This is a genomic window from Streptomyces sp. NPDC107498, from assembly GCF_055582805.1.
Map to the genome: position 1 here is coordinate 262,104 of NZ_JBVJPE010000003.1, position 23,817 is coordinate 285,920.

The 23,817-nt window shown below is 72.5% G+C and carries 23 protein-coding genes and 2 tRNA genes; 7 read left to right on the forward strand and 18 right to left on the reverse strand.

The features are described 5' to 3' along the window. Nucleotides 1–90: 90 nt before the first annotated feature. Nucleotides 91–510, forward strand: a complete 420-nt coding sequence (locus tag ACZ66Z_RS06890) for a Fur family transcriptional regulator (protein WP_469932938.1) — start codon at nt 91–93, stop codon at nt 508–510. Nucleotides 511–622: 112 nt separating this feature from the next. Here ACZ66Z_RS06890 and ACZ66Z_RS06895 read toward each other — a convergent pair. The 4 genes from ACZ66Z_RS06895 to ACZ66Z_RS06910 all read right to left on the reverse strand — a co-directional run bounded on the left by ACZ66Z_RS06895 (nt 623) and on the right by ACZ66Z_RS06910 (nt 5,945). Further along, nucleotides 623–696: transfer RNA gene (locus tag ACZ66Z_RS06895), tRNA-Met, on the reverse strand. Between the two features lie 54 nt (nt 697–750). Next, on the reverse strand, nt 751–2,718 hold the full coding sequence (locus ACZ66Z_RS06900; protein ID WP_469932939.1) for a tetratricopeptide repeat protein: 1,968 nt from the start codon (nt 2,716–2,718) through the stop codon (nt 751–753). Nucleotides 2,719–2,922: 204 nt separating this feature from the next. Further along, nucleotides 2,923–2,996 (reverse strand) — tRNA-Met (locus tag ACZ66Z_RS06905). Nucleotides 2,997–3,041: 45 nt separating this feature from the next. Then, nucleotides 3,042–5,945: a UPF0182 family membrane protein gene (locus ACZ66Z_RS06910; RefSeq protein ID WP_469932940.1), complete on the reverse strand. Its 2,904-nt coding sequence runs from the start codon at nt 5,943–5,945 to the stop codon at nt 3,042–3,044. A gap of 135 nt (nt 5,946–6,080) precedes the next feature. Here ACZ66Z_RS06910 and ACZ66Z_RS06915 point away from each other — a divergent pair, with 135 nt between their 5' ends. Continuing rightward, complete coding sequence (locus tag ACZ66Z_RS06915) at nt 6,081–6,632, forward strand: PPA1309 family protein (protein WP_469932941.1); 552 nt, start codon at nt 6,081–6,083, stop codon at nt 6,630–6,632. Between the two features lie 83 nt (nt 6,633–6,715). Here ACZ66Z_RS06915 and ACZ66Z_RS06920 read toward each other — a convergent pair whose 3' ends face one another. The 4 genes from ACZ66Z_RS06920 to ACZ66Z_RS06935 form a co-directional block, all read right to left on the reverse strand. Further along, nucleotides 6,716–7,804, reverse strand: coding sequence for a YlbL family protein (locus ACZ66Z_RS06920; RefSeq protein ID WP_469932942.1), 1,089 nt, complete (start codon nt 7,802–7,804; stop codon nt 6,716–6,718). A 66-nt stretch (nt 7,805–7,870) separates the two neighbouring features. Continuing rightward, nucleotides 7,871–8,101, reverse strand: a complete 231-nt coding sequence (locus ACZ66Z_RS06925) for a hypothetical protein (RefSeq protein ID WP_469933205.1) — start codon at nt 8,099–8,101, stop codon at nt 7,871–7,873. A 179-nt stretch (nt 8,102–8,280) separates the two neighbouring features. Then, nucleotides 8,281–8,742, reverse strand: a complete 462-nt coding sequence (locus tag ACZ66Z_RS06930) for a molybdenum cofactor biosynthesis protein MoaE (protein WP_190154885.1) — start codon at nt 8,740–8,742, stop codon at nt 8,281–8,283. A 94-nt stretch (nt 8,743–8,836) separates the two neighbouring features. Further along, a complete protein-coding gene (locus tag ACZ66Z_RS06935; protein ID WP_469932943.1) occupies nt 8,837–9,946 on the reverse strand; it encodes an SDR family oxidoreductase in 1,110 nt (369 codons plus the stop codon). Between the two features lie 213 nt (nt 9,947–10,159). Between ACZ66Z_RS06935 and ACZ66Z_RS06940 the strand changes: the two genes are divergently transcribed. Both ACZ66Z_RS06940 and ACZ66Z_RS06945 read left to right on the forward strand, forming a co-directional pair. Then, nucleotides 10,160–11,581, forward strand: coding sequence for a zinc-dependent metalloprotease (locus ACZ66Z_RS06940; RefSeq protein ID WP_469932944.1), 1,422 nt, complete (start codon nt 10,160–10,162; stop codon nt 11,579–11,581). Further along, nucleotides 11,578–12,102 (forward strand): NUDIX hydrolase, encoded by a 525-nt coding sequence (locus tag ACZ66Z_RS06945; RefSeq protein WP_469932945.1) that lies wholly within the window; start codon nt 11,578–11,580, stop codon nt 12,100–12,102. The genes ACZ66Z_RS06940 and ACZ66Z_RS06945 overlap by 4 nt, the downstream gene beginning before the upstream one ends. Before the next feature lie 51 nt (nt 12,103–12,153). Here the strand turns inward: ACZ66Z_RS06945 and ACZ66Z_RS06950 are convergent, their stop codons facing one another. The 4 genes from ACZ66Z_RS06950 to ACZ66Z_RS06965 form a co-directional block, all read right to left on the reverse strand. Then, the gene (locus tag ACZ66Z_RS06950; protein WP_469932946.1) at nt 12,154–12,909 is read right to left on the reverse strand and encodes an AIM24 family protein; all 756 of its coding nucleotides are present in this window, start codon (nt 12,907–12,909) and stop codon (nt 12,154–12,156) included. A 19-nt stretch (nt 12,910–12,928) separates the two neighbouring features. After that, nucleotides 12,929–13,609, reverse strand: coding sequence for an AIM24 family protein (locus ACZ66Z_RS06955; protein WP_469932947.1), 681 nt, complete (start codon nt 13,607–13,609; stop codon nt 12,929–12,931). 11 nt (nt 13,610–13,620) lie between these two features. Beyond that, complete coding sequence (locus ACZ66Z_RS06960; RefSeq protein ID WP_469932948.1) at nt 13,621–15,273, reverse strand: TerD family protein; 1,653 nt, start codon at nt 15,271–15,273, stop codon at nt 13,621–13,623. Between the two features lie 132 nt (nt 15,274–15,405). Further along, nucleotides 15,406–15,981 (reverse strand): M48 metallopeptidase family protein, encoded by a 576-nt coding sequence (locus tag ACZ66Z_RS06965; RefSeq protein WP_469932949.1) that lies wholly within the window; start codon nt 15,979–15,981, stop codon nt 15,406–15,408. Between the two features lie 244 nt (nt 15,982–16,225). On the opposite strand from ACZ66Z_RS06965, the gene ACZ66Z_RS06970 reads away from it, so the two are divergent. Then, the gene (locus tag ACZ66Z_RS06970) at nt 16,226–17,389 is read left to right on the forward strand and encodes a TOMM precursor leader peptide-binding protein (protein WP_469932950.1); all 1,164 of its coding nucleotides are present in this window, start codon (nt 16,226–16,228) and stop codon (nt 17,387–17,389) included. A gap of 41 nt (nt 17,390–17,430) precedes the next feature. After that, the gene (locus tag ACZ66Z_RS06975) at nt 17,431–18,777 is read left to right on the forward strand and encodes an ABC1 kinase family protein (RefSeq protein WP_469932951.1); all 1,347 of its coding nucleotides are present in this window, start codon (nt 17,431–17,433) and stop codon (nt 18,775–18,777) included. Here ACZ66Z_RS06975 and ACZ66Z_RS06980 read toward each other — a convergent pair. The 6 genes from ACZ66Z_RS06980 to ACZ66Z_RS07005 all read right to left on the reverse strand — a co-directional run bounded on the left by ACZ66Z_RS06980 (nt 18,774) and on the right by ACZ66Z_RS07005 (nt 23,379). After that, nucleotides 18,774–19,439, reverse strand: a complete 666-nt coding sequence (locus ACZ66Z_RS06980; RefSeq protein ID WP_469932952.1) for a class I SAM-dependent methyltransferase — start codon at nt 19,437–19,439, stop codon at nt 18,774–18,776. The genes ACZ66Z_RS06975 and ACZ66Z_RS06980 overlap by 4 nt on opposite strands. An 87-nt stretch (nt 19,440–19,526) precedes the next feature. Next, entirely contained in the window at nt 19,527–19,709 is a 183-nt protein-coding gene (locus tag ACZ66Z_RS06985) for a hypothetical protein (RefSeq protein ID WP_469932953.1), read from the reverse strand. Nucleotides 19,710–19,807: 98 nt separating this feature from the next. Further along, on the reverse strand, nt 19,808–20,131 hold the full coding sequence (locus tag ACZ66Z_RS06990) for a hypothetical protein (protein ID WP_469932954.1): 324 nt from the start codon (nt 20,129–20,131) through the stop codon (nt 19,808–19,810). Beyond that, on the reverse strand, nt 20,128–20,496 hold the full coding sequence (locus ACZ66Z_RS06995) for a WhiB family transcriptional regulator (protein WP_030688652.1): 369 nt from the start codon (nt 20,494–20,496) through the stop codon (nt 20,128–20,130). Before ACZ66Z_RS06995 ends, ACZ66Z_RS06990 begins: the two co-directional genes overlap by 4 nt. A 173-nt stretch (nt 20,497–20,669) precedes the next feature. Further along, nucleotides 20,670–21,026, reverse strand: a complete 357-nt coding sequence (locus ACZ66Z_RS07000) for a hypothetical protein (protein WP_469932955.1) — start codon at nt 21,024–21,026, stop codon at nt 20,670–20,672. Nucleotides 21,027–21,198: 172 nt separating this feature from the next. Further along, nucleotides 21,199–23,379 carry an ATP-dependent DNA helicase UvrD2 gene (locus tag ACZ66Z_RS07005; protein ID WP_469932956.1) on the reverse strand — a complete coding sequence of 727 codons (2,181 nt, stop codon included), beginning with the start codon at nt 23,377–23,379 and terminating at the stop codon, nt 21,199–21,201. Nucleotides 23,380–23,525: 146 nt separating this feature from the next. On the opposite strand from ACZ66Z_RS07005, the gene ACZ66Z_RS07010 reads away from it, so the two are divergent. Beyond that, nucleotides 23,526–23,768, forward strand: coding sequence for a mycoredoxin (locus ACZ66Z_RS07010; RefSeq protein WP_351907081.1), 243 nt, complete (start codon nt 23,526–23,528; stop codon nt 23,766–23,768). The last annotated feature ends 49 nt before the right edge of the window (nt 23,769–23,817 follow it).

The window sequence follows — 23,817 nt, forward strand, 5'->3', positions numbered from 1 at the left end:
TTGATCCTATATTAGATAATGTCTAAGTCAAGTGAACATCCAAACTCACACCCGTTCGGGATCTTGCTCCCGGCTGTTAGGCTGGCCCCCATGAGTGACCTGTTGGAACGACTGCGCGGACGCGGCTGGCGGATGACCGCACAGCGCCGCGTCGTGGCCGAGGTCCTCGACGGGGATCATGTGCACCTGACCGCCGACGAGGTCCACGCCCGCGCGGTGACGAAGCTGCCCGAGATCTCGCGCGCGACCGTCTACAACACGCTGGGCGAGATGGTCGTCCTCGGCGAGGTCATCGAGGTCGCGACCGACGGACGCGCCAAGCGGTACGACCCCAACGCCCACCGGCCCCACCAGCACCTGGTCTGCGGCCGCTGCGGCGCGATCCGCGACGTGCACCCGGCCGGCGACCCGCTGGCGGACCTCCCGGACACCGAGCGCTTCGGCTTCACGATCTCGAACGTCGAGGTCACCTACCGGGGCGTCTGCCCGAGCTGCGCCACGACGGCCTGACGACGCACCGAGGAAGCCCCCGCTCCGGCGGGGGCTTCTTCGCGCCCCGGGCACGTGGACACGACGAAGGCCCGGATCCAGTGAATGGATCCGGGCCTTCGTTGCCACTGAGTAGCGGGGACAGGATTTGAACCTGCGACCTCTGGGTTATGAGCCCAGCGAGCTACCGAGCTGCTCCACCCCGCGTCGGTAAACACGACTCTACGGGACCCCCGTCACCAGCGCAAATCCGTTAACGCCTCAGGCGGTGAGCTCCTGGTGCAGCGCCTCGCTCAGCCGGGCCGCCCGCTCGGCGACCTCCGCCGGACCCAGCTCCACCGCACGGTCGCACCAGCGACGCCCCTCGGTGAGCTCGCCCCGGCGCGCCGCGAGCAGCGCGAGCCGGAGCGCGGCGCGGCCGTGGCCGGCCCGGGCCGCCCGGGTCCACCAGAGGGCGGCCTCCCGCTCGCTGCCCTCGCGGGCGAGGAGCAGCCCGAGGTTGAAGGCGCCGTTGCGGCTGCCCGCCTCGGCGGCCTCGCGGTACCAGCGGTCGGCCTCGGCCAGGTCGCCGCGCCCGGCGGCGAGCATCCCGACCCTCACCTGGGCGCGCCGGTGACCCTGCTGGGCGGCCCGCTCGTACCACTCCTCGCACTCGGACTTCTCCTCGCGGGACGCGCCGAGCACGGCGGGGCCGGGGTCGGGGCGGCGCGCGTCGAGCACCGAGGCGAGCCGGAAGGCGGCCTCGGCGCTGCCGCCGCCGGCCGCGCACCGCAGGTGCCGCTCGGCGGTCTGCTCGTCGCCGTCCCGCAGGGCGGCGATGCCGACCTGGAGGGCGGCCTCGGTGTGTCCGGCGGCCGCGGCCCGCTCGTACCAGACCAGTGCCGTGCGGTCGTCGCCCCGGCCGGCGTGGAGGATGCCCAGGTTGAAGGCGGCGTCCACGCTGCCGGCCTCGGCGGCCTTGGAGAACCAGGGCTCGGCGCCGTTGGCGTCGCCGGCCTGGAGGAGCAGGACGGCGAGCGCGTTGGCGGCCTCGCGGTGACCCGCGTAGGCGGCGCGCCGGTACCACTGCTCGGCCTGCGGGATGCGGTCCTGGGCGGCGCAGAGCAGCCCGAGGTTGTAGGCGCCGTTCACGTCGCCGGCGTCCATGGCGGCCCGGTACCAGCGCTCGGCGGTCTGCTGCTCGCCCCGGGCGGCGTGCAGGGCGCCCAGCGCGTTGGCGGCGTTGCCGTCGCCGTCCTGGGCGGCCCGCAGCCACCAGGCGGCGGCGCTCTCCTCGTCGCCCGCGTCGCGGAGCAGGAAGCCGAGGGCGCAGGCGGCCTTCGCCTCGCCCTCCTTGGCGGAGCTGAGGTACCAGCGGCCGGCCTCCTTGAGCTCGCCGCGGTGCTCCAGGATGGCGCCCAGGTGGAGCGCGGCCCGCCGGTGGCCGCGCGCGGCGGCCTGCCGGAACCACTGCTCGGCCTCGGCGGCCTCTCCCGCGCCCGCGCCGGTCGGCTGGCCGGGAACGGCGGTCGCGGTGCCGGTCGCGGCCGCGCCGGAGGGCGCGGCCGCCCCGGCGCCCGGGGCGCGGAGCCGGGTGCCGGTCTCGTGCGGCCCGCGGGTGGTCTCGGTGGCCCGGCGCTCCAGGGCGAGGGCGAGGCGGTAGGCGGCCTCGCGGTGGCCCTGTTCGGCGGCGGCGCGCAGCCAGCGCTCGGCGCCGACGTCGCTGCGGTGCTCCAGGAGGTCGGCGAGGGCGTACGCGCCGAGGGCGTGGCCCTGCTCGGCGGCCTGGCGGAGCCAGTACTCGGCGGCCGGCTCGTCGCCGCGCTCGCGGTGGTGGCGGCCGAGGGCGTGGGCGGCGGGGGCCGAGCCGGCGACGGCGGCGACCCGCCACCAGCCGGCGGCCTCGTCGGGGTATCCGCGCTGGTGGAGCAGGACGCCCAGGTTGTTGGCGGCGGCCCGGTCCCCCTCGGCGGTGGCCCCGCGCAGGTACGGCTCGGCGCCGTCGAGGTCGCCGCGGCGCAGCAGCAGCGCGCCGAGCGCGCTCATCGAGGCGAGGTCACCGCGCTCGGCGGCCCGCCGGTGCCGGGCCTCGGTCTCGGTCTCGTTCTCGGCGTCGGTCTCGGCGGTGGTGTCGACGGCCGCATCGACGGCCCCCACTGCCTCGATGATCTCGTCCGCGGCGTTTCTGGCGTGCCGCTGCACAAACCGCCCTGTCTCCAACAGAGTTGCCCTGTCCCCCATAAATACCATCGTCGCACCACCCGCAACCCGAGCACACCTGGTATACCGCAGCCAGTGAGGTCACTCAGCGTTTTGTCGACATGCCCACAGAGAGACAAGTCAAACACGACTCACGCCAACTCGCCCCCTCCCTACCGCCCTTCGGCACCCCCCGGCACGTCGACACACGACAAGGGCCCGGATCCTTATGGATCCGGGCCCTTGTCCTCTGAGTAGCGGGGACAGGATTTGAACCTGCGACCTCTGGGTTATGAGCCCAGCGAGCTACCGAGCTGCTCCACCCCGCGTCGGTGAAACCACAGTATCACGACGCGGGGACGGAAAACCTCAGGTCAGCCGCCTGACCCGGGCGTCTTGAGCTTCGCCCCGGCGTCCGCGGCCCGCTGGAGCGCCCCCTGGAGGTCCTCCTGGGCCTTGCCGTACGCGGTCCAGTCGCCCTTCTGCAGAGCGGCCTGGCCCGCGTCGTACGCCTTCTGGGCGTCGGCGATGGCCTGCTTCAGGGCGGCGTCGTTCGAGGCCGGCGGCTGGGTCGTGCCGGGCGGCTGCGTGGTGCCCGGCGGGGTCGTCGGCGCGGTGGGCGCCTCCACCCCGAAGACCGCGTTGAGCGCCTTGGTGAGGTTGTCCTCGAACACCGTGGTGTCCTTGGTCGTGTCGCCGTCCGGCTGGTCCGCGTCCACGTACGACACCGCGACCTTCTTCAGGAGCGGGTAGAGCGCGTTGCGCCCCTGGGCGTACACCGGCTCCACGTACAGGAACCCGCCGTCGAGCGGCACGGTCAGCAGGTTGCCGTACTGGATGTCGGAGTCGGCGCCCTTCATGTCCCGCACGAAGGTGGCCACGGAGGGCAGGCCGTTGAGCTTGCTCTGCACCTGGACCGGGCCCGGCACGTCCTCGGTGACCCTCAGCAGTCTCAGCCGGCCGTACTCCTTGCTGGTGGCGTCGGCGTCGACCGCCATGAAGGCGCCCAGGTTGGGCCGCCCGTTCGGCGTGAACGTCGTGGTCAGCGAGAACCGCTGCTGCGCGTCCCCGGGCATCTTCATGCTCAGGTAGTACGGCGGGACCGCGTTGCCGTCCTTGTTGGTCGGGTCGTCCGGCACCTGCCAGGCGTCCGAGCCGCTGTAGAACTGCGCGGGGTCGGTGACGTGGTAGCGGGTCAGCAGCTCGCGCTGCACCTTGAACATGTCCTGCGGGTAGCGCAGGTGCGCGAGCAGGTCGCCCTTGATCTCGGACTTCGGCTCGACGGTGCCCGGGAAGGCCTTCATCCAGGTCTTCAGGACCGGGTCCTGGGTGTCCCACTCGTAGAGCTTCACCGTGCCGTCGTAGGCGTCGACGGTGGCCTTGACCGAGTTGCGGATGTAGTTGACCTGGTTCTGCTGGGCGACGACCGTGCGCTGCTGGTTGCCGACGGTCAGCGAGTCGGCCGTGGTGTCGCCGAGCGTGGTGCGCGAGGCGTAGGGGTAGCCGTTGGTCGTCGTGTAGGCGTCGACGATCCACTGGATCCGGCCGTCGACGACCGCCGGATAGGCGTCGCCGTCGATGGTCAGCCAGGGCGCGACGGCCTCGACGCGCTCCTTGGGCGTGCGGTTGTAGAGGATCCGCGAGCCCTCGCCGATGGCTCCCGAGTAGAGGATCTGCGGCTCGCTGAAGGCCACCGCGTACGCGGCGCGGTTGAAGGTGTTGGAGAGGCTGACGCCGCTCTTCTCCTTGTAGCTGGTGGTCTTCTCGCCGTTCTCCTCGTAGTCCAGCTCCTTCTGCGGGCCGCCCACGATCGAGTACTGGTCGGTCTTCTCGCCGTAGTAGATCCGCTGCTCGTACTTCGGGAGCTGGCCGGTGGTCGGCAGGCCGGACTCGGTGAAGACCGGGGAGCCGTTGGCGTCCGTCTGCGTGCCCGCGGCCATGATCGCGCCGTAGCCGTGGGTGTAGGTGAAGTGGTCGTTGATCCAGTTCCGCTTCGGGATGCCCCGGATGTTCAGCTCGCGCAGGCCGACGACGGTGTCCTTGCCGGCGTAGCGGTCCACGTCCAGGGTGGTCGGGAACTGGTAGTACTTCCGCTTCTGCTCCAGCTGCTGGAACGTCGGCGACACGATGTTCGGGTCGAGCAGGCGGTAACTGGCCGCCGTGTCGGCGTCCGCCCGCAGCTTGTCCTTGGCCTTGACCGTCGACTTGCCCGAGTAGTTCTCGGCCTTCGTCCCGTCGATCGCGTACGCCCTGCGGGTCGCGTCGATGTTCTTCTGGATGTACGGCGCTTCCTTGGCCTGCTCGTTCGGCTGGACCTGGAACTTCTGCACGATGGCCGGGTAGAGACCGCCGATCAGGATCGCGGAGAGGACCATCAGGCCGAAGCCGATCACCGGCAGCTGCCAGGTGCGGCGCCAGAGCGTCGCGAAGAACAGCAGGGCGCAGATGACGGCGATGCAGAACAGGATGGTCTTCGCCGGCAGGTACGCGTTGGCGTCGACGTACCGCAGGCCCGTCCAGTTGCCCGTGGCCTTGAAGTCGCTCGACTTCACCGCGAGGCCGTACCGGTCGAGCCAGTACGCCACGGCCTTGAGCGCGACGAAGAGGCCGAGCAGCACCGAGAGGTGGCCGGTGGCGGCGGCGGTGGCACGCGCGCCCGGGCTGGTGATCCGCAGCCCGCCGTACAGGTAGTGCGTGATCGCGGCGGCGACCAGCGACAGGACGGCGGCGGCGAAGCCGAACGCGAGGAGGAAGCGGTACCAGGGCAGGTCGAAGGCGTAGAACGACACGTCGAGCCCGAACTGCGGGTCCTTCTGGCCGAACTTCACGCCGTTGACCCACATGAGCCAGGTGCGCCACTGGCCGGACGCGGAGGCGCCGGCGATCAGGGCCACCAGGGCGGTGACCGCGAGCAGCACCCACTTCTTGAAGGGGGCCAGACCCATCCGGTACCGGTCGAGGCTCTGCTGCTCCAGCGACATCGCGCTGAGCGGCGGCCGCAGCCGGTACGCCAGCCACACGTTGAAGCCGACGGCGAGCCCCATCAGCAGGCCGAAGACCAGGAAGAGACCGATCTTGGTCCACAGGGTGGTGGTGAACACGGACGAGTACTCGACCGAGCGGTACCAGAGCCAGTCCGTCCAGAACCCGGCGAACATCACGAACGCCATGGCCAGAACGGCCAGCACCCCGAGTGTCATGAGCAGGGTGCGGGCCCGCCGTGACGGCCGGCCGACTCTCATCCTCGGCCCGGACGGACCTTGGCCACGGTCCGGCATCTGGAAAGCCAACGTGCGCCCCTCGATGTTGATGCGTCTGAAAGCAGGCCCCGCGATCGTAGAGCCCACTGGTGCAACTTACTGAGGCTTTACCTAGTTCCCGCCTTCCGGGGAAGAGGAGGCAGGATATTGGTCATGTCCAACGTTTCCCCCTCCGGCCCGGCCATGGCCGCGAGCCCCCTCACCCGCGCGGTGCTCGAGATCGACGAGTACGCGTCGGGCCTCGGCTGGGACCAGCCCGCCCGCCTGTTCGCCCTGGTCGACACCGCACGGCTGCGCGCCCAGGAACCCAAGCTCGCCTCCCAGCTCGGGCTGGGCGACGACGCCACCGCCTACACCCCGATCGAGCAGGACAAGCTCCCGCGCGGCAAGCCGCTCGACGAGTTCCTCGGCACGATCGCCTGGCCCGACGCCGTGGCCGGCTGCGCCATGACGGTGGAGCGGCTCATGCTGCCCCCGTCGGCCGAGGCCCAGGTCCCGCAGGGCCTGAACGAGAAGCAGCTCGCCAAGTGGGTCGCCGGGCACCCGGACCGCCAGGAGGTCCGGATGACCGTGGCGGTGCTGCGGAACGGCAGGCGCGAGGCGGCGATCCGGCTGCGCGAGAAGGACTCCCCGACCGAGGTGCTGACCGGCCCCGACCTGGTGCCGGGGCTCGCCGAGGCGCTGGCGGCGACCTTCGAGAGCTGAGCGCGTACGGTTCGTGCGGTTCGCACGCGCGAGAGGGGCGCCCGGTCGACGACCGGGCGCCCCTCTCGCGTACGCGCGCGTGCTCAGCCCTTCGAGCAGCTCGGCAGCGACTTCGTGTCGCCCCCGCGGAGCTTCTCCAGCGACTTCGTGGCGTCGTCGATGGTGTCGACCTTGATCAGGGTGAGCCCGTCGGGCGTGTCCGCGGCGGCCGCCTCGCAGTTGTCGGCCGGGGTGAGGAAGTACTCGGCGCCCGCGTTCCGCGCGCCGACCAGCTTCATCTCGATGCCGCCGATCGGGCCGACCTCGCCCTTGTCGTCGATGGTGCCGGTGCCGGCGATGAACCGGCCCTCGGTGAGGCTCTCCGGGGTGAGCTTGTCGACGATGCCGAGGGCGAACATGAGGCCCGCGCTGGGGCCGCCGACGTCGGCCAGGTTGATGTCGATCGTGAACGGGAAGACGTGGTCGGTGCCGGCCTGGATGCCGACGACGGCCCGGTCGCCCTCCTCGGACGTGGTGGTCGTGATGACCACCTTCCGGGTGACGGTGGGCTCCTTGTGGGCCTTCTCGGCGGCGGCCGCCTCCTTGGCGGGGACGATCGTGAACGCGACGTCCTGGCCGGGCTTCCGCTTCGTCACCTGCTTGGCGACGTCACCCTGCTCCTTGACCGGCACCCCGTCGACGGCCTTGATGACGTCCCCGGCGTGCAGCTTGCCCTCGGCCGGGGCGCCCTTGACGACGGTCGCGACGACGACCCGGGCGACCACCGGGATGCCCAGCTCCTTCAGGGCCGCCACCTTCGCGCTCTCCTGCGACTGGGAGAACTCCTCGGCGTTCTCCTGGCTCGACTCCTCCTCGGTCTTGCCGTCCGGATAGAGGGTGTCGTGCGGCACCACCACGTTGTCGTGGGCCAGCCATCCGTAGACGGCCTCGACGGCGTTCATCTTGTAGTCCGCGCTGGTGACGCGGACCGTCGTCATGTTGAGGTGACCGTCGGTCGGGTAGGTCTTGCGTCCGGAGATCCGGAGGACCGGCTCCCCCCTGGCCTCGCCGAGGGTGTTGACCGTGGGGCCCGGGCTCATCTCCGCGTACGGCACCGGGATCAGGACGCCCGCGATGAGCAGGCAGATCAGGACCAGGGTGGAGGCGAGCATCGTCGCGGTGCGGCGTGGCATGGAACGACAGTACGGGACCCGCCTGTGGGTGCACCCCTGGGGCGGTCCGTACGAGGCGGCCCCGCCTCAGCCGGACGGCGACGTGGTGACGGCGGAGGCCGTCGCGGCCGGCTCGCGCTCGGAACGGGCGGAATCGGCGATCGCGGTGTGGGACCGCTCCATGGCGTCCCGGAAGCGCGCGTAGCCGGCGAGTTCCGCCACGTCGCCTATGGTCTTGTTCCTCTGGGCCCAGCTTCCCCATATCGCCGCGCCGACGACTGCGAAAAGCGGAATCAGCAACCAGGCCAGCGCTGCCATCCCGACCTCCCATCCCCAGTGAGTTGATCAGCAGACTGTCTCATCCGTGAGGTCAACGCTCGCCCTTGGGGGCCGGTTACGCAAATCGGGCGTTCGACTACGCCCTGTCGGCGCGCCGCCTTGCCGCCCCGGGGAACGACGGGCGTTGGGGACGACATGGTCTGGGGGGACGACGGGCTCTAGCAGGCCCCCACCCACTCCTCGGTGCCGTCCGAGAACTTCTGGTGCTTCCAGATGGGGACCTCGTGCTTGAGGTCGTCGATGAGCTTCCGGCAGGCCTCGAAGGCCTCGCCGCGGTGGGGGCAGGAGACGGCGACGACGACCGCGAGGTCGCCGACGCGCAGGTCGCCGACGCGGTGGACGGCGGCCAGGGCGCGGACCGGGTGGTTCGCGACGACCTTCTCGGCGACGCGGCGCAGCTCCGCCTCGGCGCTCGGGTGGCAGGAGTAGCCCAGCGCGTCGACGTCCGCGCCGCCGTCGTGGTTGCGCACGGTGCCGACGAAGAGGGTGGTGCCGCCGGCGGCGTCGTCCCCGACGGCCCGGAAGACCTCGTCGACCGAGAGCGGGGTGTCACGGATCGCGAGCAGCTTGATCGGGTCGTCCGCGGCCTGCTCGCCGGGGTGGTCGTGCGTCTGCGCCATGAGCCCATGGTGCCGCACGGCTCCGACATCGGGTCAAGGGACCTTTCGACCTGTGGACGGGACCCTCCGTAGGAGGGTCCTACAAGCCGGGTCGCTACAGCCCGCGCCGCTTCCGCATCTGGCGCACCAGCGCCGCCGTGCCGAGCAGCGCCACCGTCGCGCCGGCCGCCCCGGCCGCCGTCGCGTCCTTGCGGCCCAGACGGCGACCGGCGACCGTGTGACGGCCCTCGACCTCCTCCAGGAGCGCGGCGAGGACCTCCTCGTTCGTCCACTTGGGGCGCCAGCCGGCGTCGTGCAGGCGTCCGACGCTCACCACCCAGGGGTGCATGGTGTAGGCGAGGTCGCCCGCCGGGGACGGGGTGAGGCCGATGCGGTGGAGCCGGGCCGCCGTGCCGAGGGCGACCGCGGAGGGCAGCTCCATGCGCCGGATCCCGGAGAGCTCCTCGACCTCCTCCTGTTCGAGCCAGCCCTCGCAGCCGACCGCGAGCTCCCCGTCGACCTTCTCCAGGGCCGCGTACTCCAGGGCGCTCACCAGGTCGTCGACGTGGCAGAACTGCCAGGTCGGCCGGGACCCGGCGACGACGAGCAGCCGGGGCGACTCGAAGTAGCGGGTCAGCGCCGTGTCCGTACCGCCCACGAGGACGGCCGGGCGGACGACGGTGACGTTCAGGCCGGGGTGCGCGCGGGGGGCGCGGCGGCCGAGGCGCTCGATCTCCAGCATGTCGCCGACGCCGGTGGCCTCCGCCGTCGCCCTGAGCTCGGCGTCCTCGGAGAGCGGGATGTCGTTGTCGGGCAGGGCGCCGTAGACCATGGCGGAGGTGCAGAGCACCACCCGGTGGACGCCGGCCGCGGCGGCGGCGGTGAGCACGGTCTGCGTGCCGCGCACGTTGTAGGCCGTCCGGGCGGCGGGGTCGGTCTCCAGGTCGAGGTCGACGGCGAGGTGCACGACGACGTCCGCGCCGCGCAGCTTCTCGGCGATGGCCGGGTCGCGCACGTCGAGGATGTGCCACTGCGCCTCGTCGACCTCGCCGCGGCGCTCGTCGATGGCGACGACCCGCTTGATCTCGTCGGAGGCGGCGAGGCGCCTGGTGAGCAGGTCACCGACGCCGGAAGCGGCGCCGGTGACCGCGACGACGGGGCCGCGCGCGGCGGACCGGGTTGAGTGGTTTCGCGCTCCGCGAACCTGTGGATCTGGGGAACTCACCGGGCGTCTCCAGCGGTTGTCTTCAGTACGTACGCGCATGACGCGTACGGACCAGGTGGCGTCCATCCTGCCGCAGGGCACGACCCGGCGGAGCACCGAGCCCATTTCCGGCCCGGATGTCTACGCTGGTGGTGTGCGGGGCCTGTCGATCAGGCCCTGGTCGGGCAGTCGCCGTCGGCAGGAGGCCGGCGGCCCTACGAGCCGAGGAAACCTGTGAGTGACACCCCATTCGGATTCGGCCTTCCGCCGGAGGAGCCGGAGAACGGCGACGAGGGCAAGAAGAAGGACCCCGCCGGAGGTGGCCAGGGGTCCGGCGGCAACCCGTTCGGCGCGAATCCCTTCGGCTTCGGCGGGCTGCCGGGCATGGGCGGCCCCGGTGGCGCGGACAATCCGTTCGCCGCGATGTTCGGCTCCATGAACCCCAACGACCTGGGCGCGGCCTTCCAGCAGCTCGGGCAGATGCTGAGCCACTCGGGCGGTCCCGTGAACTGGGACATGGCCAAGCAGATCGCGCGCCAGGTGGTGGCCCAGGGCACCGCCGACGGCACCAAGGACGCGAGCGTGGGCCCGGCCGAGAAGTCGGCGGTCGAGGAGGCCGTGCGGCTGGCCGACCTGTGGCTGGACCAGGTCACCTCGCTGCCCTCCGGCGCGGGCACGGCCGTGGCGTGGAGCCGTGCCGAGTGGGTCGAGGCGACGCTGCCGGCGTGGCAGCAGCTCGTGGACCCGGTCGCCGAGCGGGTGGGCTCGGCGATGGGCGACGTCCTGCCGGAGGAGATGCAGGCCATGGCCGGCCCGCTGATCGGCATGATGCGCTCCATGGGCGGTGCCATGTTCGGCCAGCAGATCGGGCAGGCCGTGGGCGCGCTCGCCGGTGAGGTCGTCGGCTCGACGGACGTCGGTCTGCCGCTGGGGCCGGCCGGGCGCGCCGCGCTGCTGCCGCTGAACATCGAGGTCTTCGGCAGGGACCTGGGCGTGCCCTCGGACGAGGTGCGGCTCTACCTGGCCCTGCGCGAGGCCGCGCACCAGCGTCTCTTCGCGCACGTGCCGTGGCTGCGGGCGCACCTCTTCGGCGCGGTCGAGGGCTACGCGCGCGGGATCAAGGTCGACACCTCGAAGCTGGAGGAGGCCGTCGGGCAGCTCGATCCGACGCACCCGGAGCAGCTGCAGGAGGCCCTCCAGCAGGGCATGTTCCAGCCGGAGGACACCCCGGAGCAGAAGGCGGCCCTGGCCCGTCTCGAGACGGCGCTCGCGCTGGTCGAGGGCTGGGTGGACGCGGTGGTCCACGAGGCCGCCAAGTCCCGGCTGACCTCGGCGGACGCGCTGCGCGAGACGCTGCGCCGGCGCCGTGCCTCGGGTGGTCCCGCCGAGCAGACCTTCGCGACCCTGATCGGTCTGGAGCTGCGTCCGCGGCGGCTGCGGGACGCGGCGCGCCTGTGGGCCTCGCTCACGGACGCGCGCGGGGTCGACGGCCGGGACGGGCTGTGGGAGCACCCGGACATGCTGCCGACGGCGACGGACCTGGACGACCCCGACGGCTTCGTGCACCGGGAGCACCTCGACTTCTCCGAGCTGGACAAGATGCTCGGCGAGGCGGCCAGGGGCGACGCGCCGGAAGACGGGGACGGCAAGGAGTGACCCTGCACGACGACGCGGTCCTCGTCCTGAGGGGGTACGAGGACCAGCCGGAGCTGCGCGATGTCTACCTGGACCATCTCGCCCGGCACCAGGACGGCATGTACAAGCCCTGCGGGGCGGGGCACCTCACCTCCAGCGCGCTGGTGATCGACCCTTCGCGGGGGCGGGTCCTCCTGACCCTGCACAAGAAGCTGGGCATGTGGCTCCAGATGGGCGGCCACTGCGAGCCGGGCGACCCGACGGTGGAGGCGGCGGCGCTGCGCGAGGCGACCGAGGAGTCCGGCATCGCGGGTCTCGGCCTGCTGCCGGGCGGTCCGGTGCGTCTTGACCGGCACCCGATCCCGGCGCCCTGCCACTGGCATCTGGACGTGCAGTACGCGGCGCTCGCCCCGGCGGACGCGGTGGCGGAGATCAGTGACGAGTCGCTGGACCTGCGCTGGTTCGCGTACGACGAGGTGGCCTCGGTGGCCGACGCCTCGGTGGTGGAGCTGCTGAAGGGCACGCTGGCGCGGCTGGCGTGAGCACGGACGGGGGGCGGTCTCCGGTGGAGACCGCCCCCCGTCCGCGGGTGCTCAGTTCCAGGCGTTGTTCTGGTTCTGGGCGTGGGAGCCGTGCTGGCCGGCGCCGAACTGGGCGGCGATGCCCTGGCCGATGGCCGCGTGCTGCGGGGGCATGACCTCGCTCGGCTGGACGAGCGCGAAGCCCTGGCCGAGGAAGCTGAGCTCCCAGCCCTCGCCCGTGTCGCCCCGGCGGCGGCGGACGCTGGAGTTGGTCGTCTGCGCCTGCATCTGGACGCGCAGCCCGGTGGACCAGGCGACGATCGCGTCCGCGTCGACGCTGACGTACTTCTCCGGCGTGACCTGCATCATCAGCGGCTGCCCGGAGGTCATGAGGGCGACCTTGCCGCGGCCGGAGACGTTGAGCTGGTACTTGCCGGAGCCGGAGACGCCGTACTGGCTGTCGACCGCGATGACCTCGGTGTGGAGGGTCGAGTCGAGCGCCAGGACGTAGGCGCTGTCGACGGTCAGGCCGTCCTGCTCGACCTCCACGATGTGGACGTGCTGGGCGAGGTTGGCGAAGTAGACCGTGCCCTGGCCGGAGCAGCGCATCAGGTCCAGGCCCTCGCCGGTGCGGGCCTGGGCCCGGCGCTGGCCGGGGGTCTTGTACTCGCCGTCGAAGTCGACGAGTCCCTGGTACGCGACCATGGCGCCCTTGCGGGCGAGGACGTCGTCCTGCCCGGTCAGGCTGACCCGCAGGAGCTGCGGGTTCTGGATGACGTACCGCTCCTGGCTCTGCTGTTCGGCGTGGTTGAAAAGCGGGCTCTGCATGGTGTGTTCTCGCTCCCCCTCAGCCCCGGGCCCGCAGGCGGTCGGTGCTGTCCTCGCTCGGCTGTACGACGACGATGCCCTGGCCCGAGAAGGCCATCTGGTATGCCTCGCCGCTGCCCCGCCCGATGAGGGAGGACGCCTTGAAGCTGCGCTTGCCCTTGACCTTGAGCGCGGGCGACCAGGCGACGAGCGCGTCGGGGTCGACGTACGTCTCGTCCTCGCCGCGGCCGCAGTCGACGACGATCGGCGTGCCGCGCGAGGTGAGCGCGACCCAGCCGGTGCCGGCGATCTCCACGTTGAAGAGGCCCTGGCCGGCGAACTTGGCGAGACCCTTGACCCGCTCGACGCCCCACTGGAGGTGGGCGTCGAAAGCGAGCACGTTGGTGCCGTTGACCGAGATCGAGTCGTTCTGGAGGTTGATCACGACGACGTCGGCGCCGTAGTCGGCGAGGTAGAGCAGCCCGTCGCCGGAGCACTTCATGATGGGCGCCCCCTCGCCGGTAGCCCACTGCTGGGCGACCTGGCGGACGGCGGGCGGGTTGGGCTCGTAGGTGACGAAGCCCTCGTAGGCGACCATCGAGCCGGTCCGGGCGTACAGGTCCTGGCCGGAGGCCATGGCGACCTTGAGCATGGTGCGGCCGTGGTTCTCCATCCGGGCCGCGACGGGGGTCGGGGCGTAGCCCGCGAGTTGCTGGTTCATGACGGGCTCCCTCAGACCTCGTAGGGCTGGACGACGATGAAGTTGCCGGGGGCTCCCCGGAACTGGAGGTTCACGGTCTCCCCGCTGTGGCCCGGGTAGGCGTTGCGGCGGAGCCGCACCTGGCTGGAGAGGACGACCTGGGACGCGGACGACCAGGCGACGACGGCGTTGCAGTCGGCGAAGGTGGTCGGCGTGACGGGCAGGACGACGGGAACGCCGTGCGTCTTCACGACGACGGTGCCGGTGCCCTGGAACTGCATGGTGAACAGGGCGCCGCCGGGGATGCCGTGGCCCTCGATGCGGCGGACCTCGTACTGCAGGGACTCGTCGAACGCGAGGACGTTCTCGGCGGAGACGCAGATGCCGTCGCCCTGGAGCTCGATCGGGTGCAGATGGGCGCCTTCCTCGGCGAGGAAGACCTGGCCGCGGCCGGTGCAGCGCATGAGCTGCATCTCCTGGCCGGTGGCGTTGCCCACGACCCGGCCGGCGAAGCCCGCGCCCTTGTAGCCGAAGTCGACCTTGCCCTGGTACATGACCATGGAGCCCTGCCGGGCGAGGACGGGCACCCCGCCCATGGCCAGGTCGACCCGCATGAGCTGCTGGTTCTGCGGGGTCCAGCGGGCGCCGGTGGCGGTCTCCTTGTACGGCGCGAGCGCGGCGGCGAGCCCCGCTCCGGTGGCCGGCACGCCCTGCGGGACGCCGGGCTGCTGCCCGTACGCCGGGGGCTGCTGCCCGTACGGGGCGGGCGCGGCCTGCCCGTACGGGGCCTGCGGCGGCCGGCCCTGACCGGGGTACTGGCCGGGGTGCTGCCCCGGGACCTGACCCGGGTACGGGGCGGGAGGCTGTCCCGGGACCTGGCCGTACTGCGGCTGCTGCGGCGGCTGCCCGTACGGGGCGGGGGCCGGGGCGGGCGGCGGCACGGGGGCCGGGGCCAGGGGCGCGACCATCGTCGGCTGCGTGTGGACCGGCGGCGCGGGCGGGGCGGGGGGCGGCGGGGCCTGCGGCGCGCCGAACGCGGGCGCGGGGGCCGGGGCGGGCGCGGCGGGGGCGCCGAAGGCCGGGGGCGCCGCGGCCTGCGGCGGCGGGGCGAAACCGGGGGCGGCGGCCTGCTGCTGCGGGGCGGCGGCCGGCTGGTCCTCGGCGACCTCGCCGCCGAAGTTCCGCAGGAGCGCCTCCAGGCCGCCGTCGAAGCCCTGGCCGACGGCGGCGAAGCGCCACACGTCCTTGAGGTAGAAGTCGCCGAGCATCACCGCGCGCTCGGTGGAGAACTCCGCGCCCGTGAACGCGTAGCGCGCGACCTCCTCGCCGCCCGCCACGATCCGCAGGTGGCCGGGGCCGATCTGGGACATCTGGCCGGCGCCGTCGATCGTCGCGGTGAACGACAGCTTGTGGATGTGCGCGGGGATGCGGTCGAGGGTGACGCGGAAGGACTCGGTGTCGCCGGACTGCGCGCCGAGCAGCTGGATGGACTCCTCGGGCGACTTCGGCTGGTTGAAGAAGACGAAGTAGCGGTCGTCGGAGAGCCGTTCGTCCGCGTCGAGTCCGAAGCAGCTGATGTCGAAAGTCAGTCCGGGGGCCGCGATCTGCACACCGACGTACAGATCGGTCCCTGCGGTCAGATCACTGATCTTGGCCTTGTGGCCGCGTTGGAATTCCCTGGCCATGCGTAACGACCGTCCCCCATCCCGAATGGCGAATGCTCGCGCCAGGCTAACCGCTGGGCACGACATTGAGACAGGCCAGGTCCTGTTCGGTACGGAATCGGGAAATCCACGCGCACGCGCGTGACGGCGCCGTCACTCCTCGCGGGCGTCCGCGAGGTGCGGCAGGCGCCCGGCGGCGACCACGCCCTCCAGGTAGCCGCGCGCCCGCTCGGTGCGGGGGTACGCCTCCAGGAGCCGCCAGAACCGCGGCCCGTGCCCGGGGACGAGGAGGTGGGCCAGCTCGTGCAGGAGGACGTAGTCGACGACGTACTCGGGCATGCCCTGGAGCCGGTGGGAGAGGCGGATGCTGCCCTCGGAGGGGGTGCAGGAGCCCCACCGGGTGTTCTGGTTGGTCACCCAGCGGACCGATCCTGGGCGGGCCCGGCCGTCGAAGTACTGCTCCGAGAGGCGCAGCGCGCGCTCGGTGAGCTCCCGGTCGCCGAGGACGCTCCGGCTCTCCTGGGCGGCGAGCTTGTCCAGCATGACGCCCACCCAGCGGCGCTCCTCGGCCTCCGACATGCGGGCCGGGATGAGCACGACGGTCCGGTCGCCCTCGCGGTAGGCCGAGACGGTTCTCCTCCGCCGCGGGCTTCTGCGGACCTCGACCGCGCTCGTCCCCGCCCCGCGGGGCGGTTCACTGGTCACGCTGCGCTGTGGGTCGGCGGGCACGGGCCCGACGTTACCCGGTGCCGACGGGGGAAGTCCCGCCCCGGGAGTCGTTTCGGAAACGATCCGACCCCACCGCGCACCATTCGAATGACTAATCCCCCTGCCCTGTGGACAACTTTCGGCGCCCACCACGGCGGCGGGGCATTCTCACTTCGGGCGACGGAATGTCGCTGTCGATCATGAATGCGGTCATGGGCGAGGACGGATGTCGAGGACGGGCATGGGGACGAACGGGGGCGGGGAAATGCATCCGATGGTGAAACCGGCACTGCGGCGGGCGTGGCGCAGTCTGCAGTGCGTGCAGTTCGGCGCCGCCCCGGCGCACGCGGTGGTGCTCGACCCGGTCGACCCGGCGACGGGGGCGGTGCTCGGACTGCTCGACGGCACCCGCGGGACCGCGCTGCTGCGCGCCGAGGCGCGGGCGCTCGGCCTGCCGGACGGGCGCCTGGAGGCGCTCCTGGGCCGGCTGGAGTCGGCCGGACTCCTCACGGACGCCGCGACCGGACGGCCCGGGAAGGCGGGTCCGGCCGCCGGCGCGGTGGACGTGGCCCTCGACCCGCTCCGCGCGGACCTGGCCTCCCTCTCCGTGGTGCACCCCGAGCCGGAGCGGGCGGCGCGGACCCTGACGGCCCGGCGGGCCCTGCGCGTCCAGGTCCGGGGCGCGGGCCGGGTGGGGGCGACGGTGGCGTCCCTGCTCGCCGCCGCGGGCGTCGGCTCGGTCGAGGTCCTCGACTCGGGCCGGGTCGAGCCCTGGGAGACGGCCCCGGGCGGCCTCCCCGCCGAGTCGGTCGGCGAGCGCCGCGCGACGGCGGCCCGCCGCCTGGTCACCCGCTGGACGCGGGAACCGGGCCGCGGGACGCGGACGGGGGGAATGGGGCCGGGCGGTCGGGGCGGCCCGGGCGAGCCCGGGTTGTCGCTCGTCGTGGTGACGCCGCGGGACGGGCTCGGGGCGTACGTCCCCGATCCGCTCCCCGCCGAGCCGTGGATCTCCACCGGCACCCCTCACCTGTACGCGGGCGTCCTGGAGGCGACGGGGACGGTCGGGCCGCTCGTGCTGCCCGGCGGCACGGCCTGCGCGCGGTGCCTCCAGGAGGAGCGGACGGACCGGGAACCGGTGGCGCCCCGGCTGCTCGCCCAGTGGCGCTCCGGCGCCCCGCATCCGCTGCCCGCCTGCGACCTCGCTCTGGCCACGGCGGTCGCCGGGCTGGCCGCCGCGCACGCGCTGGCCTTCCTGGACGGGGACCTCCCGGCGAGCACGGGCACCCGCTGGGAGGCGTCACTGCCGCTGCTGGAGTGGCGGGCGGAGCGGCTGAGACCCCACCCGGCCTGTCCTTGCGGGGCAGCTCGCGGAGCGGAAGGGGAGCGCGCCTCGGCGGCCGGGGAAGCGCACGACACAATGGCGGGGTAACGGCCCTGCGCGGCACGGCAGTCTGGGTTTTGGAGGGGCGCATGTCTGATCTTCCCCGGAAGGCGGTCACCCGGACCGCCAAGTTGGCCGCGTTGCCGCTGGGCTTCGCGGGCCGGGCCACCTGGGGCCTGGGCAAGCGGATCGGCGGCAGATCGGCCGAGCTGGTCGCCCGCGAGCTCCAGCAGCGCACGGCCGAGCAGCTGTTCAAGGTCCTGGGCGAGCTGAAGGGCGGGGCCATGAAGTTCGGGCAGGCGCTCTCCGTCTTCGAGTCGGCCCTGCCGGAGGAGATCGCCGGACCGTACCGGGCGGCGCTGACGAAGCTCCAGGAAGCGGCGCCCCCGATGCCGACGCGCACGGTGCACACGGTCCTGGAGGAGCGGCTCGGTGCCGGGTGGCGGGAGTTGTTCCTCGAGTTCGAGGACAAGCCGGCGGCCGCGGCCTCCATCGGGCAGGTGCACCGGGCCGTGTGGCACGACGGCCGCGAGGTCGCGGTGAAGGTGCAGTACCCGGGCGCGGGGGAGGCGTTGCTCTCGGACCTGACGCAGTTGAGCCGCTTCGCCCGGCTGCTCGGTCCGCTGATCCCGGGCATGGACATCAAGCCGCTGATCGCCGAGATGCGGGACCGGGTCTCGGAGGAACTGGACTACGCCCTGGAGGCGGAGGCGCAGCGGGTCCACGCGGAGGAGTTCGCGGACGATCCCGATGTGGTGGTGCCCGCGGTGGTGCACCGGTCGGACCAGATCCTCGTGACCGAGTGGATGGACGGGGTGCCGCTCGCGGAGGTGATCGCGGACGGCACGGCGGCGCAGCGGGACCGGGCGGGTCAGCTCCTCGCCCGCTTCCTCTTCTCCGGCCCCGCGCGCACGGGCCTGCTGCACGCCGACCCGCACCCGGGGAACTTCCGGCTGCTGCCCGGCGGCGAGGACGAGGGGCCCGGGGGCTGGCGGCTCGGCGTCCTCGACTTCGGCACCGTGGACCGGCTGCCGGGCGGGCTGCCGGAGACGATCGGCACCTGTCTGCGGATGACGGTCGCGGGCGAGGCCGAGACCGTCTACGAGCTGTTGTGCGCGGAGGGTTTCGTCAAGGAGTCCGTCGCGCTCGACCCGGACGCGGTCCTGGAGTACCTGCTGCCGATCATCGAGCCGGCCGAGGCGGAGGCCTTCGCCTTCACCCGCGGCTGGATGCGCGCCCAGGCGGCCCGGATCGCCGATCCCCGCTCCCCCGCCCACCAGTTGGGCAAGCAGTTGAACCTGCCGCCCGCGTATCTGCTGATCCACCGTGTGACGTTGAGCACCATCGGGGTGCTCTGCCAGCTGAACGCGACGGTGCGGCTGCGGGACGAGCTCGTCGAGTGGCTGCCGGGCTTCGAGGACCCGGACCCCGTCTAGGGGGCGGGCTTGCGCCATACGAGGGTGTAGCGCCAGAAGAGGTGGCGGCGGATCCGGACGCCGGGGAGGATCCGCCGGGCCGCGAGGGCGATCTCGGTGAGGGTCTCCTCGGCGTCGTGGGTCACGGCGGTCATGGCCACGGGCCGGGGTGCCGGGCGGCCCCGGTTCTTGAGCCAGCCGGTGGCCGCGTTGAGGGGGATCGAGAGGAGGCCGAGGAGGTGGTCGCCGGCGGTGTCGGGGCGGGAGAGCCCGAGGACGACCAGGGTCCCGCCGGGGGCCAGCCGGTCCCCGAACCGCTGGAGGGCCGGGGCGAGCGGCAGGTGGTGGAGGGTCGCGACGCAGGTGACGGCGGTGTGGTCGCCGTCGTCCCCGGTGTCGGCGAGGGCGTCCTCGACGTCGAAGGTCACGGGGGCGGCCGGGGAGGTGAGCTCGCGGGCGCGGGCGACGATCACCGGGTCGGCGTCGACGGCGCGGACGGCCGCGGCACGGCCTGCGAGGAGCCGGGCGAGGTCACCGCTGCCGCAGCCGACGTCCAGGGCGCGGTCGATGCGGCGCGGCAGCTGCCGCAGGATCCACCGGTGGTAGTGGGCGTTGTGGTCCCAGGGGTGGGCGGCGTTGAACCGTTCGAGGGTGCGCAGAAGACGATCGACGAGAGCTGCCATCGGGGAAGTCCACCACACGCGGTACGAATGCGAGTTCGGGGCGGGGCGGGGAGGGGGTGGGGGGAGGGGCGGCAGGGGGGCGGGGGCTCACCACCAGGAGGAGTCGAGGCGGCCCTCGATGGAGCGGATGTTGGCGCGGGCGCACTCCTCGCAGAAGTACTCGCGGCGGCCGTTCTCGACGGAGCAGGTCCAGGTCACCGGGAGGGGGTCGGCGGTCCTGCCGCAGCGGGCGCAGGTGACGGGCTCCTGGGGGACGCGGGCTTCGTTCATCCTGGTGACGATAGCCCGGCGTGAGGTCGTGGTGCGGACAACGCACCGCGGGGGCCGGTCCGTTCGGACCGGCCCCCGCGAGGGCATCACGGAGATGCTCAGTGCATGACGGCCATGGCGAGCGCGCGGCGGGCGCGCAGCGAGACGCGCTCGGCGCGACGCTGCATGCGCCGGGCGGCGACCAGGCGCACGGCCTGGCGTTCCGCGTCGGCCTCACGCTGTCGCTCGTGCATATGGGCACGGGCCAGGGCTTCGGGGGCGAGTTGCATTTCACGGGTCCTGTTCTGACGCGCGGTGTACGCGGCGGCGGGGGCGAAGACTGGGGTCGCGGAGCCCAGGGGCTCGCTGGTGGAAGAGGTCATCGGGGCCTGCTTCTGGGGATCGTGCGTGAGGGGGCGGTCGATGGTTCCGGTGGCGCTCATGCCGCGACCGGGTTCTTGCGCGGGCGGCCACGGGGCCGCTTGCGGGCGACGACCACGCCCTGGACGAAGAGCTCGCCGCCCCAGACGCCCCAGGGCTCACGGCGCTCCTTGGCGCCGGCGAGGCAGGCGGCCATGAGCGGGCAGGTCCGGCAGAGGGACTTCGCGTACTCGACGTCGGCCGGGGACTCGGCGAAGAAGACCTCGGGGTCGTAGGCGCGACACGGTACGGGGACGCCGAGGTTCTCGATGGCGTCGTCGAGCGCGGTGAGCGCGGTGAGGGGGGTCAAAGCGGGGTCCTCCGTGGAGCCGGGCAGGGGGATCGATTCGGAATGCGGTACGGACGGGGCGTGCGCTTCGAGTTGCACGGTGGTCTTTCCTCGTCTGGTCGTTCCGGCCTGTTGGCCGGGGTTTCGGCTGGTACCGGGTGGTGTCTTTCCCGAGGCCCCTTCGCGCCGTCGTCCCCGTTCGGGGACAAACAGAAGGGCCGCGGATCCCGGGTGGGGTTCCGCGGCCCTGAAGGCGCCGGTCTGATCATGGATCAGACTGGATCACTCCAGGGTTCGAGCCCACGGAAGGCCCACATCATGTGGTGGTGCGTCGTCGTCTGCTGCTGGGTTCCGGCACTGGTCGCCGCAAAGCCATAGGTCGTGGCCTTGCCTGCTACTCCTGCTTCCAGTGCCTTGGTCGGTCGCTCATTGCGCGGAGCCACGGCGGCCGCACCGAGACCGGAGAGACCGGTGACGGGCAGGCCGGCGACGGGCAGACCGGTGCCGATGAGGGCCGAGGCGGAGAGGCCGAGCGAGCAGGCGGAGACGACCGAGAGATCGGTCATTTTGGCCGTGCCGATGAAGCCGGCGGTGCTGACGGTGCTGGTCTGGATGGTGTAGCTGATCACTGGAATCGCCTCCTCTCGGCGTCTCGGAGGGCTCGGGTGCGAGCCGGACCCTCGTGTTTATTTGGACAAGTACAGCACGAAGACAGGGCTTCGAAGAAGCCGCTGTTTCCGTGGTTAAGAACCTATGGGGCTTGACGGGGCGGGCGCAAACTATTTTTCCGACGAGTTTTCCTCAGGCCTCGTCCCCGTCCGCCCCGCCCTGCTCACCTGCGCAGATGGCCAGGACCTCGGCTCCGAAGCGGTCGAGCTTGCGGACGCCGACGCCGGAGATGGAGGCGAGCTCCCCGTCGGTGACGGGGACGCGCTCGGCGATCGCCATGAGCGTCTTGTCGGTGAACACGCAATAGGCGGGCTGGCCGAGCCGTCCGGCCTGTTCCGACCGCCAGTCCCGGAGCCGCTCGTACAGCCCCTCGTCCATGTCCGAGGGACAGTCCTCGCAGCGCATCAGCTTCATCGCGCCGGCCTCGGTGAGGGTGGCGCCGCAGACCCGGCACAGGACGGGGCCGCGGGGCCCCCGCCGGCGGAGGCCGCTCCCCCGCTCGACGGAGCCGGAGGCACCGCCGGAGCCGACGGCGCCGAGGGAGCCGGAGCCGGGCCGCAGGCCCTTGAGGAAGCGGCTGGGGCGCCGGTTGGCCCGGCCGCCCGGGGAGCGGGAGAGCGCCCAGGAGAGCGTGAGGTGGACCCGGGCCCGGGTGACGCCCACGTACAGCAGGCGTCGCTCCTCCTCGATCTGCTCGTCGGTCTTGGCGTAGGTGATCGGCAGCATGCCCTCGGTGAGGCCGACCAGGAAGACGGCGTCCCATTCGAGGCCCTTGGCCGCGTGCAGCGAGGCGAGGGTGACGCCCTGGACGGTCGGGGCGTGCTGGGCGGCGGCCCGCTCGTCGAGCTCGGCGACCAGGTCGGAGAGGGTGGCTCCCGGCTTGGCGCGGGCGAAGTCCTCGGCGAGCCGGACGAGGGCCGCGAGGGACTCCCAGCGGTCGCGGGCGGCGCCGGAGCCTGCGGGCGGCTCGGTGGTCCAGCCCTTGGTGGAGAGGACGGCCCTGACCTGGGCGGGGAGGTCCTCGGCGTCGTCGAGGAGCGAGTCGTTGCCCCCGGCGCGGGCGGCGCCGCGCAGGGCGATGCCCGCCTCCCGCACCTCCTGGCGCTCGAAGAAGCGCTCGGCGCCGCGGAGCTGGTAGGGCACTCCGGCGTCGGCGAGGGCCTGCTCGTACACCTCGGACTGGGCGTTGATCCGGTAGAGGACGGCGATCTCGCCGGCCGGGACGCCGGCGGCGATGAGGTCGCGGATGCGACGGGCGGTGCCCTCGGCCTCGGCGGGCTCGTCGGCGTACTCCGTGTAGACCGGCTCGGGGCCGGGGTCGCGCTGGGAGATCAGCTCCAGGCGGTGCTCGGCGGCCCGGCCGCGGGCCTGGCCGAGCAGCCCGTTCGCCAGGTGGACGACCTGGGGGGTGGAGCGGTAGTCGCGGACCAGTTTGACGACGGTGGCGCCCGGGTGCCGGGTGCGGAAGTTCAGCAGGTGGTCGGGGGTGGCGCCGGTGAAGGAGTAGATCGTCTGGCCGGCGTCGCCGACGACGCAGAGGTTGTCGCGGTCGCCGAGCCACAGGTCGAGCAGCCGCTGCTGGAGCGGGGAGACGTCCTGGTACTCGTCCACGACGAAGTGCTGGTACTGCCGGCGGATCTGGTCGGCGATGTCGTGCCGGTCCTGGAGGATGCCGACGGTGAGCAGCAGCACGTCCTCGAAGTCGATCACCGAGCGGTCGCGCTTCAGCTGCTCGTACGTGGCATAGATCTGGCCGATCTCGGCCGGGTCGCGGGGGGCGTCCCTGAGGGATTTGGCGACGGCGGCCGGGTAGTCGGCGGGGACGGTCTGGGTGACCTTGGCCCACTCGATCTCGCCGGTCACGTCCCTGAGCTCGTTCCGGTCGAGTCGGATCCGGCAGCGGGCCGCGGCCTCGGCGACCAGCTGGACCTTGCGCTCCAGGAGGCGGGGCAGTTCGCCACCGACTGCTTTCGGCCAGAAGAACTGGAGCTGTCGGAGGGCCGCGGAGTGGAACGTGCGGGCCTGGACGCCACCCGCGCCGAGCTGTCGGAGCCGACCGCGCATCTCGCCCGCGGCGCGGTTGGTGAACGTGACGGCCAGCACACTGGCGGGCTGCAGGATGCCGGCCCGCACCCCGTACGCGATGCGGTGGGTGAGGGCCCGCGTCTTGCCCGTGCCGGCTCCGGCGAGGACGCACACCGGTCCGTTCAGGGCAAGGGCGACCTCGCGCTGCTCGGGGTCGAGCCCGTCGAGCACCGCGTCGGCCGTCTCCGGGACCTGTGGGAAGAGAGTGGAGTGCGTTGCTGCTGTCACCCCGCCATGCTGCCAGGTCGACGGGACCGGTGCGGCGGCTCGTCCACAGGCGGGGGACGCCGGTCGTACGAGTTCCGGGAATGACGCCGGGAGGCCGTGCGTTCTCCCTCTCGGCACCCGTCCGCGAACAAGAGGAGCGCCTGGTCATGCAGGGCACTGTGACGATGTACAGCACCACGTGGTGCGGCTACTGCCGTCGGCTGAAGAGCCAGATGGACCGCGAGGGCATCGCGTACACGGAGATCAACATCGAGCAGGACCCCGACTCGGCGGCGTTCGTCGAGAAGGCCAACGGCGGCAACCAGACGGTGCCGACCGTTCTCTTCCCGGACGGTTCGACCCTGACGAACCCGAGCCTCGCGCAGGTGAAGCAGGCGCTCGGCGTCTGATCGCGAGGAGATCGCGAGGTCTCCGAGTGAAGATCGCGAAACGTTCGCG

What these genes read in the sequence shown, in the direction of transcription:
- ACZ66Z_RS06920 (WP_469932942.1), bottom strand. Translation starts at nt 7,804, where the DNA reads ATGCCACGCCGCACCGCGACGATGCTCGCCTCCACCCTGGTCCTGATC.
- ACZ66Z_RS06930 (WP_190154885.1), bottom strand. Translation starts at nt 8,742, where the DNA reads ATGGCGCAGACGCACGACCACCCCGGCGAGCAGGCCGCGGACGACCCG.
- ACZ66Z_RS06985 (WP_469932953.1), bottom strand. Translation starts at nt 19,709, where the DNA reads ATGAACGAAGCCCGCGTCCCCCAGGAGCCCGTCACCTGCGCCCGCTGC.
- ACZ66Z_RS06890 (WP_469932938.1), top strand. Translation starts at nt 91, where the DNA reads ATGAGTGACCTGTTGGAACGACTGCGCGGACGCGGCTGGCGGATGACC.
- ACZ66Z_RS06950 (WP_469932946.1), bottom strand. Translation starts at nt 12,909, where the DNA reads ATGCAGAGCCCGCTTTTCAACCACGCCGAACAGCAGAGCCAGGAGCGG.
- ACZ66Z_RS07010 (WP_351907081.1), top strand. Translation starts at nt 23,526, where the DNA reads ATGCAGGGCACTGTGACGATGTACAGCACCACGTGGTGCGGCTACTGC.
- ACZ66Z_RS06960 (WP_469932948.1), bottom strand. Translation starts at nt 15,273, where the DNA reads ATGGCCAGGGAATTCCAACGCGGCCACAAGGCCAAGATCAGTGATCTG.
- ACZ66Z_RS06900 (WP_469932939.1), bottom strand. Translation starts at nt 2,718, where the DNA reads ATGGTATTTATGGGGGACAGGGCAACTCTGTTGGAGACAGGGCGGTTT.
- ACZ66Z_RS06955 (WP_469932947.1), bottom strand. Translation starts at nt 13,609, where the DNA reads ATGAACCAGCAACTCGCGGGCTACGCCCCGACCCCCGTCGCGGCCCGG.
- ACZ66Z_RS06990 (WP_469932954.1), bottom strand. Translation starts at nt 20,131, where the DNA reads ATGAGCGCCACCGGAACCATCGACCGCCCCCTCACGCACGATCCCCAG.
- ACZ66Z_RS06925 (WP_469933205.1), bottom strand. Translation starts at nt 8,101, where the DNA reads ATGGCAGCGCTGGCCTGGTTGCTGATTCCGCTTTTCGCAGTCGTCGGC.
- ACZ66Z_RS06910 (WP_469932940.1), bottom strand. Translation starts at nt 5,945, where the DNA reads ATGCCGGACCGTGGCCAAGGTCCGTCCGGGCCGAGGATGAGAGTCGGC.
- ACZ66Z_RS06970 (WP_469932950.1), top strand. Translation starts at nt 16,226, where the DNA reads ATGCATCCGATGGTGAAACCGGCACTGCGGCGGGCGTGGCGCAGTCTG.
- ACZ66Z_RS06915 (WP_469932941.1), top strand. Translation starts at nt 6,081, where the DNA reads ATGTCCAACGTTTCCCCCTCCGGCCCGGCCATGGCCGCGAGCCCCCTC.
- ACZ66Z_RS06975 (WP_469932951.1), top strand. Translation starts at nt 17,431, where the DNA reads ATGTCTGATCTTCCCCGGAAGGCGGTCACCCGGACCGCCAAGTTGGCC.
- ACZ66Z_RS06980 (WP_469932952.1), bottom strand. Translation starts at nt 19,439, where the DNA reads ATGGCAGCTCTCGTCGATCGTCTTCTGCGCACCCTCGAACGGTTCAAC.